The 15,394-nt window shown below is 54.7% G+C and carries 11 protein-coding genes and 1 pseudogene; all 12 read right to left on the reverse strand.

The features are described from left to right. Window positions 1-73 precede the first annotated feature (73 nt). Window positions 74-877, reverse strand: a complete 804-nt coding sequence (locus tag DU000_RS08925) for a cell division protein FtsQ/DivIB (protein ID WP_114403035.1) — start codon at window positions 875-877, stop codon at window positions 74-76. Continuing rightward, on the reverse strand, window positions 874-1,893 hold the full coding sequence (locus DU000_RS08930) for a D-alanine--D-alanine ligase (RefSeq protein WP_114403036.1): 1,020 nt from the start codon (window positions 1,891-1,893) through the stop codon (window positions 874-876). The genes DU000_RS08925 and DU000_RS08930 overlap by 4 nt, the downstream gene beginning before the upstream one ends. After that, window positions 1,890-3,326 (reverse strand): UDP-N-acetylmuramate--L-alanine ligase, encoded by a 1,437-nt coding sequence (murC, locus tag DU000_RS08935; protein ID WP_114403037.1) that lies wholly within the window; start codon window positions 3,324-3,326, stop codon window positions 1,890-1,892. Before murC ends, DU000_RS08930 begins: the two co-directional genes overlap by 4 nt. A gap of 20 nt (window positions 3,327-3,346) precedes the next feature. Then, on the reverse strand, window positions 3,347-4,462 hold the full coding sequence (gene murG / locus DU000_RS08940; RefSeq protein WP_114403038.1) for an undecaprenyldiphospho-muramoylpentapeptide beta-N-acetylglucosaminyltransferase: 1,116 nt from the start codon (window positions 4,460-4,462) through the stop codon (window positions 3,347-3,349). A gap of 76 nt (window positions 4,463-4,538) precedes the next feature. Continuing rightward, window positions 4,539-5,678: pseudogene (gene ftsW / locus DU000_RS08945) on the reverse strand (putative lipid II flippase FtsW); the annotation flags it as partial. Window positions 5,679-5,734: 56 nt separating this feature from the next. Further along, window positions 5,735-7,258, reverse strand: coding sequence for a UDP-N-acetylmuramoyl-L-alanine--D-glutamate ligase (gene murD, locus DU000_RS08950; RefSeq protein WP_114403040.1), 1,524 nt, complete (start codon window positions 7,256-7,258; stop codon window positions 5,735-5,737). 52 nt (window positions 7,259-7,310) lie between these two features. Then, window positions 7,311-8,480, reverse strand: coding sequence for a phospho-N-acetylmuramoyl-pentapeptide-transferase (gene mraY / locus DU000_RS08955; RefSeq protein WP_114403041.1), 1,170 nt, complete (start codon window positions 8,478-8,480; stop codon window positions 7,311-7,313). Continuing rightward, complete coding sequence (gene murE, locus DU000_RS08960) at window positions 8,470-11,712, reverse strand: UDP-N-acetylmuramyl-tripeptide synthetase (RefSeq protein ID WP_114403042.1); 3,243 nt, start codon at window positions 11,710-11,712, stop codon at window positions 8,470-8,472. The genes mraY and murE overlap by 11 nt, the downstream gene beginning before the upstream one ends. Then, on the reverse strand, window positions 11,709-13,589 hold the full coding sequence (locus tag DU000_RS08965; RefSeq protein ID WP_114403043.1) for a peptidoglycan D,D-transpeptidase FtsI family protein: 1,881 nt from the start codon (window positions 13,587-13,589) through the stop codon (window positions 11,709-11,711). The genes murE and DU000_RS08965 overlap by 4 nt, the downstream gene beginning before the upstream one ends. Further along, window positions 13,582-13,866, reverse strand: coding sequence for a cell division protein FtsL (gene ftsL, locus DU000_RS08970; protein ID WP_114403044.1), 285 nt, complete (start codon window positions 13,864-13,866; stop codon window positions 13,582-13,584). The genes DU000_RS08965 and ftsL overlap by 8 nt, the downstream gene beginning before the upstream one ends. Then, a complete protein-coding gene (gene rsmH / locus DU000_RS08975; protein ID WP_114403045.1) occupies window positions 13,863-14,861 on the reverse strand; it encodes a 16S rRNA (cytosine(1402)-N(4))-methyltransferase RsmH in 999 nt (332 codons plus the stop codon). The genes ftsL and rsmH overlap by 4 nt, the downstream gene beginning before the upstream one ends. Beyond that, window positions 14,861-15,289 (reverse strand): division/cell wall cluster transcriptional repressor MraZ, encoded by a 429-nt coding sequence (gene mraZ, locus DU000_RS08980; protein ID WP_114403046.1) that lies wholly within the window; start codon window positions 15,287-15,289, stop codon window positions 14,861-14,863. Before mraZ ends, rsmH begins: the two co-directional genes overlap by 1 nt. Between the last annotated feature and the right edge of the window lie 105 nt (window positions 15,290-15,394).

Raw genomic sequence — 15,394 nt, forward strand, 5'->3', positions numbered from 1 at the left:
CACATCATTTGATTAAGCAACGATATGGATGTTTGTTCACCAAATTCACGCCTGACCTGTTTCAGCCTTGCGGTTACCCTGCTGCTGCTAACTTGACCGCATTAGCACGTACCGCAAACCCATTGCTATAACGCAAATCCACATAGTCAATCTCTTTCCCCAACTGTTTTTGCAATTGCGGATATACCGCGACAAAACGACTCACTTGCGCGGTTAAATCAACATCGGTACGATCTCGACCCAGGGCTAATTGCATCCCATTATTCAAACGAATTTGCCAGGCGTAGCGCGGCGTGAGGGTCAATTGCTGAATAGCTTGAGGCCCAAGCGGCAACTTGGACAACTGGCTCTGTAATAAAGCAAAACGCTGTGCCACTAATGCTGCGGCACTGTCTGGCCCACTCAGCTCAGGCAAGGGCCCATCAAGCTCAGCTTCATCGAGGTTCGCCGTAAAAATCTCACCTTGTTGATTCAAAAGCCGGCTCTCACCCCATTGCGCGAGCGCCCGATGTTCTTCAATCTCAACCAACAACCCATTGGGCCATAGCCGTCTCACGCTGGCTTTACGTACCCAAGGTACCGTTTCAAACGACTGCTTCACCGCATCAAGATTAACGCCGAAAAAAGACTGATTAGGATGACGCGTAGGTCCAGCCTGCGCCCAGCCCGCCCCTAAACCGCCTGCGCGTAAAGTGGGTACGGTGACATACTGAAGCGTCATACCTGATTTTGCGCTGACTTGGATATGCTGTAACTCAAAATAAGGCAAATACATCACCCAGCGAATCGCATAGGCGAGCCACAAGAGGACCAATCCGATCCCCAACAGCAGGCTGAGGCGGCGTAACGCCAGCGGGTCATGCCATAAATTCATCATGACAAAGCCTCGTCATGCGCAGGCTTCAGTTGCAAACGTGCCGATGCCAAAATCTGTAAGCAGAGCGCCTGATAGGATAACCCTGCTGCTTGCGCCGCCATTGGTACCAGAGAATGGCTGGTCATCCCAGGGGAAGTATTAATTTCCAACAAGTAAGGCTGTTGGTCATGTTCACGCAAGAGCACGTCCACCCGCGCCCAGCCGCTGCATCCGAGTGCATGAAAGGCGGCCAGGGCCATTGCCTGAATGTGTGTGGTCAAGGCAGCACTCAATGGCGCCGGGCACAAGTACTGGGTATCGTCTGTAAAATATTTATGTTGATAATCATAGTTACCTTCTGGGGCCACAATCTCAACAATTGGCAATGCGCGAGCCTGTTCCCCCGTACCCAGAATAGCCACCGTAAATTCGCGACCCGCGACAAACTCTTCCACCAATACATCGCGGTCATGCTGTGCTGCTGTCTGCCAAGCTGCGGCTAATTCACTTTCTTGTTGGACACAGCTAAAACCAATGCTAGACCCTTCACGGGCAGGCTTCACTGCCAAGGGCAAGCCAATTTCACGGACGGCTGCCGACAATTGTGCTAATGATTCTGCCAACATGAAGCGTGGTGTTGTTAGGGTTGGCGCGTGGTCTGATCCGGTTTGGTTGGTTTGTAAATGGCTCATCCAGATACGCTTGGTATAGACCTTATCCATCGCCATCGCAGAAGCCATCACCCCACTGCCGGTATAGGGGATACCCATTTGCTCGAGCGCCCCCTGCAAAGTGCCGTCTTCACCCCAGCGGCCATGTAACGCGATAAACACTCGCTCGAATTGCTGTGCCGCCAGGGCGCTCAGCACGGTATCTTGGCTGTACAAGCCTGGGTCAAAAGGATGCGCATCTACCCCCGCCGCTTGCAAAGCCGACAGTACCCCATTACCGGATAACAAGGAAATCTCACGCTCAGCGGAGCGCCCCCCCAGCAAAACCCCGACCTTACCAAACTGAGAGACATCGATCTGGCTCATGCCTGGCTCCCTTCTGTGTACTGTCGCTGTAACTCAACGACTTGCCCAGCTACGTTACCAATCGAGCCGGCACCCATGCACAGCACCACATCTCCCGGTTGTGAAAACTGCAAAATGGTTTGCGGTAGCTCTGTCACTGTGGGGATAAATAGCGGTTCTGATTTTCCTTGTGTAGTGGCTTGTAACCGTAATGCACGCATCAGTGCGCGGCCATCGGCGGCGACAATGGGCGCTTCACCTGCGGCATACACCTCGGTTAAAAGCACCACATCCGCTTGATTCAGTACAGCCACAAAGTCTTCAAAGCAATCTCGGGTACGGGTATAGCGGTGTGGCTGAAAAGCCAGCACGATACGCCGCCCCGGAAAGGCCCCACGCGCGGCTTCCAGAGTTGCCGCCATTTCTACAGGGTGATGCCCGTAATCATCAACCAGGGTAAATGTGCCAAGACCATCTTGGGTGACGACCTCACCATAGCGCTGAAACCGCCGGCCCACGCCATGAAACTCTGCGAGGGCTTGAGCGATATGTCGATCGTCTATATGCAGTTCGGTGGCAATCGCAATCGCTGCCAGCGCGTTCAGCACGTTGTGTTGACCGGGTAAATTCAAGGTAATGGACAAATCTGGTAACGTGACGCCGTTATGACGCTGCACCGTGAAGTGCATCTGCCCCTGTTGTGCGCAGACATTGACGGCCCGAACCTGGGCTTGCTCACTGAAGCCATAGGTGGTCACAGGGCGCGAGAGAAAAGGAATAATTTCCCGAACATGAGGGTCATCCAAGCAAACCACCGCAGTGCCATAAAACGGCATGTGTTCGGTAAACTGGACAAACGCCTGCTTCAAGCGGGCGAAGTCATGCCCATAGGTATCCATGTGGTCAGCGTCGATATTGGTAATCACTGCCATCACGGGTAGCAAATTCAGGAATGAGGCATCTGACTCGTCGGCCTCCACCACAATATATTCACCACTGCCCAACTTCGCATTGGCCCCCGCCGAATTGAGCCGGCCACCAATCACAAAAGTCGGGTCAAGCCCGCCTTGTGCTAAAACGCTCGCAACCAAGCTGGTGGTCGTGGTTTTCCCATGGGTTCCAGCAATCGCAATCCCGCGCTTGAGGCGCATCAGCTCAGCCAACATCATCGCCCGTGGCACTACCGGAATAGCGCGCTGACGTGCCTCAATCACTTCTGGGTTGTCCCCTTGCACCGCGGTGGAAGTCACCACGACATTCGCCTGCGCGATGTGCTCCTTGGCATGTCCAATATAAATGGTTGCCCCCATGGTTTGTAAGCGGGTGGTGGTAGCGCTAGGGTGCAGATCAGAGCCGCTAATTGCGTAACCTTGATTCAGCAATACCTCGGCAATACCGCTCATACCGGCACCACCAATGCCGACAAAGTGAATATGTTTAACTTTATGTCTCATGGATCTCTATCATTCCTGACTTAACTTGGACTGGCCGCTGCGAGGCAATAGCCAGCCACCTGCTCAACCGCCTCAGGTTTCCCTAATGCTCTGGCGCAACAGGCCATTTGCATCAAGCTCGTGCGCGTCAGCTGTGCCAGCCGCTCAGCCAACCAAGCAGGGCTTAGCGTCGCTTGCGGTGCTAACCATGCTGCCCCTTGAGCGGCGAGAAACTCGGCATTATGGGTTTGGTGATCATCGACCGCATAAGGGAATGGCACCAAAATACTGGCGACACCCACTACAGCGAGCTCAGCAATGGTCATGGCACCCGCCCGACAAATAACCAGATCCGCTTGCGCATAGGCTTGCGCCATATCGTCGATAAAGGCCACCGTTTCAGCCGCCACCCCCACTGCCGCATAATTCTCTTGCAGGGTCTGCAAATGCTTTTCCCCTGCTTGGTGTAAGACAGTCGGGCGCTGCGCCGCGGGAAGTAATGCCAGTGCTTGTGGAATTAAGGTGTTTAACGCTGCCGCCCCCAAGCTTCCACCGACCACGAGCAACCGCAGTGGCCCCGCCCGTTCGGCCATACGCTCGGCGGGCGGCAACACCTGTGTCAGCGCTGCACCGACGGGGTTACCCGTCCAAATAGCATTCGGCAATGCTTGGGGAAACGCCACCAGCACATGCTGCGCTAGCCGCGCTAAGAGTCGATTGCTCAAACCAGCTATGGAATTTTGCTCATGCAACACTAACGGATAACCGAGCCAACGAGCAGCAATGCCGCCCGGCACAGTAATGTACCCCCCCATGCCCAGCACCACGTCTGGCTGAACGCGCCGCAGCACCTTACGGGCCTGCCAGCAAGCCCTTGCCAGACGCCAAGGCGCAAGCAAACGGGTTACCCAGCCTTTGCCTCGAACGCCACCAAATGCTACCAATTCAATCTCAATCCCGTGCTGCGGGACGACGCGACTTTCCATACTCGCTGGTGCGCCGAGCCAGTGAACTTCCCAGCCTTGGGCTTGTAAATACTTGGCCACAGCCAGTCCTGGGAAGATATGCCCGCCAGTGCCGCCCGCCATCACCAGCAAACGCTGAGGGCGCTGCTGGCGGGAGCGCGAATTGATAGGCAGGTCGCGTTTAATGCCCATGCTGTCGCCCGCCCGTTTTCAAATTTGCATAGGTCAATCCTGCACTGCCATGGCTGGCACTGGCTGCGCGGCTACTGCCGCGCATGTAGCCACGATTTTCTGCATCGACCCGCAATAACACTGCGACCGCGATGCAATTCACGAGAATGCCACTACCGCCATAACTCATCAGCGGTAAGGTTAGCCCTTTGGTTGGTAATAATCCGAGATTAACGCCCATGTTGATAAATGCCTGTGCCCCTAGCCAGAGGCCCACGCCCTTGGCAACCAATCCGGCGTAGACACGATCGAGGGCGATTGCCTGATCCCCAATGTCAAAAGCCCGTTTAATAATGAAGAAAAACAACAGAATGACGCACACCACCCCAACCAATCCCAACTCCTCACCGATCACCGCTAACAAAAAGTCGGTGTGCGCTTCGGGTAAATAATGCAGTTTCTCTACGCTTCCCCCTAATCCGACCCCCGTCCATTCACCACGACCAAACGCGATGAGTGAATGGGATAATTGGTACGCCTTACCCAGCGCATTTTTTTCTTCCCAAGGATTCAGATAGGCAAAAATCCGCTCGCGGCGCCATGGAGAGAACCAGATCAGCATCAAAAACGTTGTGGTTAACGTCAAAATCAAGCCGCCAAACAATTTGCCATTCACGCCACCTAAAAACAAAATACCAAAGGCAATCGCGACAATCACCATAAAGGCGCCCATATCAGGCTCTAGCAATAGCAACATACCGACTAACATCATCGCTGCGGCCATTGGTAGAAATCCCTGTTTGAAATATTGCATCACCTCTTGTTTCCGCACGGTGTAATCCGCGGCGTACATCACACAGCACAGCTTCATTAATTCAGAAGGTTGGATGTTTAATACATAGAGGGAGATCCAACGACGGGCACCATTCACCCCTTTGCCGATACCAGGGATCAACACCAACACCAGCAGCACCAACACGGCCAAAAAAAGTAGGGGGGCTAAACGTTGCCAGACACTCAACGGAATCTGAAAAGCCAAGACCGCCGCTATAAACCCGACCAATAAAGAAAAACAATGACGCATTAAAAAATGCGTACTTTTATAATTTGCATACTTAGGCGAATCTGGTAAGGCAATCGACGCCGAGTAAACCATCACCATGCCGAGTAAGAGCAACGCCAACACCGCCCATAACAGCCATGAATCGTAATCGGGCATGGCATTGCGGGCGGGCCGAATCGCCGTCAAAGACTCGCTGGCGTAGTCTGGTTTACCTTTAAAGTCGGCGAGGTTCAGCATACCGATATCCCAATTTGTCCCTGCGCCAGTGCGAGCTCTTGGTAGGCCTCACGGAATACCTCGGCACGATGTGCATAATTACGAAACATGTCCAAACTCGCACAGGCGGGCGACAATAAAACGACCGGGGCAACCGCGACTGCCGCCTGCGCGGTACGCGCCATCTCAAAGGCTTGTTGCGTTGCTTGTGGTAACGAGTCGCATCTCACCAAAGGCACGCCTTGGTCAGCGAGCGTCTCGGCTAATAGGGCGGCATCGCGACCAATCAGAAAAACAGCCTGTGCATGTTGGCGAATCGGTGCTGCTAGCGGGGTGAAATCTTGCCCTTTGCCATCCCCCCCGGCGATCAAATAAATCGGCCGCTGCAAACCCGTTATCGCGGCGACAGTCGCGCCGACATTGGTGCCCTTGCTATCGTCGATAAACTCCACCCCTGCGAGGGTGCCAATGCATTCCATGCGGTGCGGTTCACCGCGATACTCTCGCAACCCACGTAACAGCGGTGCCCAGGGGATGTCGAGGCGCCGGCAAAGCAACAAGGCTGCCAAGGCATTCGCCACATTATGCAAACCACGAATCTGTAATGCTTCGGCAGGCATCAGGCGTTTTATCCGAGTAGGAACAGGTAACTCGGCGGTTTTTTTTCTGCTTTTGGGTTGCGCTTCCTGTGCTTCCGTATCAATTTCAGCTTCTACCAGCCAGCGCATCCCTTGCTCTTCCACCACGCCTAAATCGCCAGCACGAATCGGGGCATCAATACCAAAACTCTGCCAAGGCACAGTATCGATTGCCTGTGTCATCACCCATTCATCTTGTCGATTCAGCACTCGGTAGGTTTGGCTTCCGAAAATTCGAGCCTTCGCCGCGCCATAGGCCGACATGGAGCCATGCCAGTCGAGATGATCCTGACTTAAATTCAGAATTGTGGCGACATCCGCCTGTAAGGTGTGTGTCGTTTCCAATTGAAAGCTAGAGAGCTCCAACACCCACACGGCAGGTAAAGTCTGTTGTTCGAGGGCATCGCTTAACGCATCGAGAGCCGCCGGGCTAATATTGCCGGCTTTGCAAACGGCATGTCCTGCTTCGCTGAGTAAATGAGCGGTAAGGCTTGTGGTCGTGGTTTTACCATTGGTACCAGTAATCGCAATCACTTTAGGCGCGTAGCCCTGTGTTTGCTGTAGCTCGGTCAAGGCTTGCGCAAATAGCTCAATTTCGCCAACCACGGGAATCTGTGCCGCGTCGACCTGTGTCAACCAATCTTTCCATGGGGCAATTGTTGGCGCTACCCCTGGACTTAGGGCGACTTGCTGCACCCCCTCAAACCAAGATGCCTCTGGCGTACCCGAAAAATAAGTCACTGTCGGTAGGGTGGCTTGCAAGGTTTCCAGTTGCGGTGGGGCTGGACGAGTGTCAGCAACGCGCACATCATGCCCCTGGCGGACCAACCAACGCGCCATTGCTAGGCCACTTTCGCCTAGACCAACCACCAGAGTCACTTTGTTCTCACTGTATGACATACCGTCTTTATCTTCCTCTATGCAATCGCAACACACACCGGCGTGATGCGGGCTAACGCAGTTTTAATGTGGATAATCCAATTAACACCAACATCATGGTGATAATCCAAAAGCGCACGACCACTTGTGTTTCTTTCCAACCCGAGACCTCGAAATGGTGATGCAGGGGGGCCATCTTCAAGATCCGGCGGCCTTCGCCATAACGCTTTTTCGTGTATTTGAAATACCCCACTTGCAACATGACTGAGAGTGTTTCTGCCACAAACACGCCGCCCATAATGAACAGTACAATCTCTTGCCGGACAATCACCGCCACTGTGCCTAAAGCCCCGCCCAGCGCCAGCGCCCCAACATCGCCCATAAATACCTGGGCGGGATGGGTGTTAAACCATAAAAAGGCAAGCCCAGCCCCCGCCATAGCCACACAAAACACCAGCAGCTCACTGGCCCCTGGAATATGTGGAAAAAATAAATATTTCGAGTAATCCACCCGCCCCACCACGTAAGCGAATACGCCGAGCGCCGCCCCCACCAAGACTGTTGGCATAATCGCCAGCCCGTCTAAGCCATCGGTTAAGTTCACTGCATTGCTAGTTCCGACAATCACCAGATAAGTGAGCAAAATGAAGCCCCACACCCCGAGTGGATAACTAATCGTTTTAATAAATGGCAAGATCAAATCTGCTTGCGATGGCAAGGGCATCATGAAACCGCTCTGAATCCATTGCCAAACCAACGCAAAAATTTTTTCTGTATTCGGCGCCGATACAGCAAACGCCAGATAAATGGATGCCGCCAAGCCGATCACGCTCTGCCAGAAAAATTTTTCCTTGGATGACATGCCCTTAGGGTTTTTGAACACGACTTTACGATAATCATCAACCCAGCCGACCCAGCCGAATCCCAGTGTCACCAGCAACACCACCCAAATAAAACGATTCGATAAATCAGCCCAAAGCAGGGTAGAGGTCGCGATTGCCAGCAAAATTAAGGCCCCGCCCATGGTTGGGGTGCCCTGCTTGACCAAATGGGTTTGCGGACCATCGGTACGTACTGCCTGGCCCATTTTCAATTTTTGTAGATAGCGAATCATCGCTGGCCCTGCCAGTAGGCCAATCAATAGCGCCGTAGCACCGGCCAGCACCGCCCGTAAGGTGATGTAATTGAACACCGAAAAAGCTCGGATATCTTGTGCGAGCCATTGCGCAAGCTCAAGCAGCATGGCGCTCTCCTTGATGGGGTTGTATGTGCTGGGAAGCGGCTGAGCTTGCCCCGTGAGAAGCAGGCACGGTAGCGTCAGTAACACCGCTATTATTAGCACTATAGTCATTCGCTAGCGCTGCCTGAATCGCGGCCACCACGCGCTCCATCCGCATGAAACGTGAGCCCTTAACGAGCACGCAGCACTCTGGGGTTAAACGTGGCAACAGATCCTGCAATAGGCTGGCTTGATCGGCGAAATGTTGCGCACCCTCACCAAACGCCTCGCTACTATGTGCGGCCAACGCGCCCACCGTCAATAACCGAGTGAGTTGCTGTTGCTGGGCATACTGCCCGACTTCTTCATGGAATGCCGGCCCTGCCGCGCCGACTTCCCCCATGTCACCCAAAATCAGAATCCGTTGCCGATAGGTCATCTGCCCAGCCAGCACTTGGATAGCAGCACGGACCGAGTCGGGGTTAGCGTTGTACGTATCATCGATCAAACGCATCCCATTGCGCAGCGTGTGTTGCACCAAGCGGCCTGGGACAGCGCTGAATTGTGCCAAGCCAGCCTGAATCGCGAAGATTGAACAGCCTGCAGCATAAGCACAAGCAATCGCGGCTAGCGCATTACGGGCATTGTGCTCACCCGCCACGTTAAGCTCTACGGTAAAGCGCATCATCGGTTCGTTACTGATTGAACAGGATAGCTGCATGCCCTGGGGCTGGATCGTGAGCCGACCTTCTACCGTGGCTTGCGCTTCGTCAGTCTCCAAACCAAACGTCAAACAGCGTGCGGCGCCTGCCTGCTTGCGCCACAGCGCATGGTATTCAGCTTGGGCCGCGGGAAATACGGCGCAACCTTGCGCCCCCAATGCGCGCAATACGTCGCCATTTTCTTGTGCGACAGCGGCAATACTGCCCATGAATTCTTGGTGTTCGCGTTGTGCATTATTCACCAGCGCGACGGTGGGTTGGGTGAGTTGCGCCAACCAGGCAATCTCACCCGGATGATTCATGCCCAATTCAATCACGGCGGCTTGATGCGCTGGCTGTAAACGACAGAGCGTCAGCGGCACCCCAATTTCATTATTCAAATTGCCTGCTGTTGCCAGCCGCGCCTCTGCACCATATTGGGCTGCCAAGATGCTCGCAAGCATTTCTTTGACGGTGGTCTTGCCATTGCTGCCGGTGACCGCAATCATAGGGAGCGCATAGAGTTGCCGCCATGCTGCGGCGATTTCGCCGAGCGCACGGCGGCTATCTGGCACGATAATTAAAGGCAATGGCGCAGCAGCCATTGCAGGGCTAGCTTGGGAGTGCAGATAACGAGCTAGCGCATTGGCCTCTACCACTGCCGCAGCCGCGCCCTGAGCAGCAACCTGTGGCAAGTACGCATGGCCATCGAACTGTTCTCCGCGTAAGGCAACAAATAACTGACCTGGCTGTAACTGCCGGCTGTCAGTACAAATACCGACAAAGGGACGATTATCGGATGCCTGTAACACGGCACCCGATAAACTCTGCACCAACTGCCAGAGATTGCCACGCACGCCTAACGTAGCAGAGTCGTTTGTTTGTTCGGTTTTCATGGCCGGCCTACGTTGGCGCAGACTGATCGCCCGTTCTGCTTCCGCCATGTCGCTAAAGGGATGACGCACCCCTGCGCAATCCTGATAAGGCTCGGCGCCTTTACCTGCCAGCAAAATGACATCGGCTGGCGCCGCTTGGGCTATGACTTGCTGAATCGCCCGCGCACGATCAAGTTCCACGACAACAGTCGTCGCCATCACACCCGCCTCGACATGCGTTGAAGTTGCTGTATCGCCTACTCGGCTTGGCGAACTGAACGCTAACGCAGCGGGCAAACCAGATAACATGGCTGCTAGAATCTTTTCCGGCTCTTCCCGGCGAGGATTATCAGTGGTTAACCACAGATGATCTGCGTAGCGTGATGCCACACTCACCATCAAGGGCCGCTTTACCTTGTCTCGCTCACCACCGCAACCAAAAACAACATGCAAACGGCCTTGACGTTGCTGACAGAGCGGATGTAATGCCTGTAAACATTGGGCGAGCGCATCAGGGGTGTGGGCATAATCAACAAAAACTTGCGGCATCAATCCTGACACCCCACCAGTATGCTCTGCCATAAAGGGGTAATGGACTGGCTGCAACCGCCCAGGAACCGGGGCGAGCGTTGCCAACACCTTCACAATGTTAGCGAGCGGATAGCCAGCCGCGAGCAATACACCGATTACGCCAGTGATATTACTGACATTAAATTGCCCAAAGATTGGAACCTGAACCACCGCTTCATCATGGTTGGCAGGCCGCTGTCGGTCCCATACCTTCACCGACCAACGCATTCCCAAGGGAGCTGCCTGTGCCCACGACACCGCTGTGGCCTGCACAATCACATCACACCAATCAACCGCAACACCTTGAGTGGTATAGCCCCAAACACGCACCTGTTGATTGAGAGGCCGCATTTGTACGGCGGCGGGATCATCGAGATTTAAGACAACAGCGTGTAAATCTGGAAATTGAAACAGCTGCGCTTTTGCGGCGGCGTAGGCTGCCATTGACCCATGGTAATCGAGGTGGTCATGCGTTAAGTTGGTAAACAGGGCATAGGAAAATGGAACGGCAGCCGCACGTTGCTGAACCAAACCAATTGAGGACACTTCCATCACAACGTGCTTTGCCCCAGCCTCAATCTGTTGCCGCAAATTGGCCTGCAGCGATAAGGCATCGGGCGTAGTGTTTAATGCGGGCTGCGTCGGATCAATCGCGCCGAGCAAGCCCGCCCCCAACGTGCCCACCACGCCGCTGGGCGTGCCACTCAAGGCCGCAAACGCTTGCGCGAGCCAGAAGCTGCATGAGGTCTTACCATTGGTCCCTGTAATACCGACATACTGCGGCGCAGGATAATCATCGAGCCGATAAAACTGCCGCGCAATCTGACTGGCCAAGCCTTTTAGGCCCTGGATCGCCAATCCAGGGCGGCCTTGCCAAGCCTGCGACCAGCGCTCGCTCTCGGTGGCTTCATAGACCACGGCAACCGCACCCGCTTGCCATGCCTGCTCAATGTAGGCACGGCCATCTTGCGCCACACCACTCACGCCTGCTTCACCAGGATAGGCAAAGAAAATATCGCCCGCTTGTAGCTGCCGGCTATCACTGATCAGCCGAGTCTGCGGCTGCGCGTGCTGACGCAGGAAAGATTGGATTGACGCCAGGGGGGTCATACACCCTCCTCCAATACCTCTGCGGGCACAACAATCTCCGTTTTGTGGGGAATATCTGGCTGGATTTGTAGAATGCGCATGGCGTTTTCAACGATTGCGCTGTAAATCGGTGCCGCGACTTCGCCTCCATAATGCTTACCCGCGCTGGGTTCATCGACCATCACCGCGATAATGATTCGCGGCTGACCAACAGGAGCGAACCCGGCAAAGGAAGAAACATAGCGATTCTCATAGCCTTGTTTACCGAGTTTGTGGGCGGTTCCTGTTTTACCTGCAACGCTGTAACCAATGACCTGTGCTTTTGGTGCGGTTCCACCGGGCCCCGCTGCCATTTCTAACATTTTGCGAACCGACTGTGCGGTCTTGGCTGAAACAACACGCTGGGTGACTAATGGCTGGCCGCCAGCATTGAGTTTCTGAAAACTCAACGGAACCAGATCGCCATCGCGCGCAAAAATACTGTAAGCGCGGGCCAACTGAATCAGAGACACAGAAATACCGTGACCATAGGACATGGTTGCCTGCTCAATCGGCCGCCAGCTTTTCCAGGGCCGCACACGACCCGCGGTTGCGCCCGGAAAGCCAACGCGAGGCGCTTGGCCAAAGCCGAGTTCAGTTAAGAAGGACCACATTACCTCGCGCTCAATTTGCAAGGCAATTTTTGCCGTGCCTACATTACTGGACTTCTGCACAATTTCTTCCACCGTTAACCAACCGTGGGGATGCGCGTCACCAATCGTGGCGGTGCCGATCGTTAACTTGCCGGGTGCGGTTTGAATCTGTTTTTGTGGCGTAATCAAGCGCTGCTCCAGACCCAACGCAACCGTAAATGGCTTGAGCGTCGAGCCTGGCTCAAACGCATCCGTCAAGACCCGATTACGCAGTTCCGCGCCGCTCAAATGACTACGCTGGTTTGGGTTGTAGGTTGGGAAATTCGCCAGCGCCAGTACCTCACCCGTTTGCACATCGAGCACCACTGCCGCCGCCGCTTTGGCACGATGCTGCTGCATCGCCTGTTTCAGCTGCGAATACACGACATACTGAATACGAGTATCAATCGATAAGGTTAAATCGCGGCCATCACGAGGTGGCTGCGTACTGCCCATATCTTCAATCACACGCCCCAATCGATCCTTAATCACCCGACGCGAGCCATTCACTCCCACCAAGGCTTGTTGCATTGACAACTCGACCCCTTCTTGGCCAAGATCCTCAATATTGGTAAAGCCAACGACATGCGCTAAGGTTTCCCCTTCTGGGTAATAGCGCTTGTATTCATCCCGCTCATGAATCCCGGCGATTTTGAGTGCGGCAATTTTCTCCGCCACGTCAAGATCAACCTGACGACGCAAATACACGAAACTCCGATCTGCCTGCAATTTACGTTTTAGTTCAGTTAACGGTAAATTTAATAAGCTCGCAAGCTGGGGTAATTTCGCTAGGCGTTCGCGCCACTCCTGCTCGCGCTGAGCCAGACTGATTTTTTCATTTTTACTGATTTCCATCACATCATCTGGGATCGCCCAGATCGCTTTCGCCGGCACACTGGAAGCCAGCACCACGCCATTGCGGTCTAGAATTTTGCCGCGCGTTGCTGGTAACTCCAACGTTCTGGCATAGCGCGACTCTCCCTGGCGCTGTAAGAAATCCGTAGAAAAGCCCTGCAGGTAAACAGCACGCGCAATCAACGCCAGAAAAGCCAGCGCAATCAATACTAGCAACAGTCGGGAGCGCCAACGTGGTAGCGATAAATTCAGTACTGGGTTAGCCGAGAACGAGACGCCACGCTTATTCGCTCCACTACCACGCTTGGTTCCGGTGGCACCGGCCTTCGCCCCCACCTTCACCCCACCGTGCTGTAAACCTAATTCACTCATGGTGCCCCTCCCGCGTCTCCGGGGAAACATAGAGGGTTCTCGCTGGGGTCACGCTTTGCATACGTAACTCACGCCGCGCCGCACTGTCGATTAAACTGGCTTTCGCACTATTCGATTGCTCAAGCTGCAATTGATCCCACTCAACCTCGAGCTGACGCATTGTCGCTTGCGCCCGATCCAGCGTTACAAAGAGCGTACGCTCACGCTGCCGCGCATTGATTAACCCAAACGCAGACGCGAGTAATAACAGGATAAGAAATATTTGGCCGCGAGTCATGGGCGCCCCTTCAACTGCGTCGGCGTCAGCAAGGGGAGCGTTAATAATTGCCCGACCTCTGCGGCAGAAGGCTCACGGCACTTTTCAGCGACCCGCAAAATCGCCGAGCGCGCACGTGGATTGGCGGCGACTTCGGCTGCGCTAGGCTTGATACGATCAACTAACCGTAGAATGGGTTGCGGCAGGTCCGCAGCGCGGACAGGCATACCGCGCGGAGGCTGGATGACCTGCACCAAACGCTGCATGAATTGTTTAACCAGGCGATCTTCCAATGAATGAAAGCTGATCACCGCCAGCCTCCCTCCCACGTTTAATACCTGCACGGCATTTGCTAGCGCACGCGGCAACTGCGCAAGCTCTTGATTGAGGTGAATCCGTATAGCTTGAAAGGTGCGTGTGGCCGGATCTTGCCCGACCTCCTTCTTACGGACACAACCTGCCACGAGCGTGGCAAGGTCGCGAGTGGTAACAAGGGGCCGCCCCGCTGCCCGGCGCGCAACAATCGCTGCTGCAATCTGAAAAGCAAACCGTTCTTCCCCATAGCCCGCTATCACCTCTCTTATCTCTTGCTCGGTCGCCTGTGCCAACCAAGCCGCTGCGGTTAGCCCTTGCGTGTTATCCATGCGCATATCCAGGGGGCCATCCAAGCGAAAGCTGAACCCGCGCTCCGCCTGGTCTATTTGTGGTGAAGAAATCCCCAAATCCAGCAACACCCCATCAACCCCAGACCAACCGCGCCGTTCTAGCACATCTGGCAACGCAATAAATGCCGCATGCTCAATAGCGAAGCGCGCATCTTCTATCTCTGCCGCTGCCGCAATGGCTTGCGGATCTTTATCAAACGCCAAGAGCCGCCCACGCTCACCCAATTGCGCCAGAATCGCTCGACTATGCCCACCCCGACCAAACGTGCCGTCTACGATTTGGCTATCCGGCTGCAACGCCAAAGCGGCAACGGCTTCTGACAACAACACCGATTGATGTGCTGCCGTCATTAAAAACTCAATTCATGCAATACCGTTGGCATCGGCTGCTCGAGGGCCGCCATTTCGTCAGCTTGCAGGCGCCGGCTGTCCCAGAGTTCAAAATGCGAGCCCATGCCCATCAGAACCACGTCTTTATCTAGCGCCGCAGCCTCACGCAACTCAGGCGCAATCAAAATTCGGCCAGCGCCATCCATCTCGACATCCACCGCACTACCCAGAAACAAGCGTTGCCAGGCGCGCGCTGACATCGGCCACGCGGCAATCTTTTCCCGATTCATTTCCCACACCGGGCGCGGAAATACGAGCAGGCAGCCATGCGGGTGGCGCGTAAGCGTGAGACGCCCCTCGCACTGCGCAGCAAGGACGTCACGATGCCGAGCCGGTACCGCAATACGGCCCTTCCCATCCATCGCCAACGCTGATCGCCCTTGGAACATGACGCCCTCACTCCCCTCACACCAAAACACCACTTTTTTACACTTTTCACCACGAATCACCACTTTAGTGGAATGTTTTTGATGGGTCAAGCTGAAAATCGAAAA

Origin of the sequence: Parvibium lacunae, assembly GCF_003335215.1 — a bacterium.
GTDB classification, from domain to species: domain Bacteria; phylum Pseudomonadota; class Gammaproteobacteria; order Burkholderiales; family Burkholderiaceae_D; genus Parvibium; species Parvibium lacunae.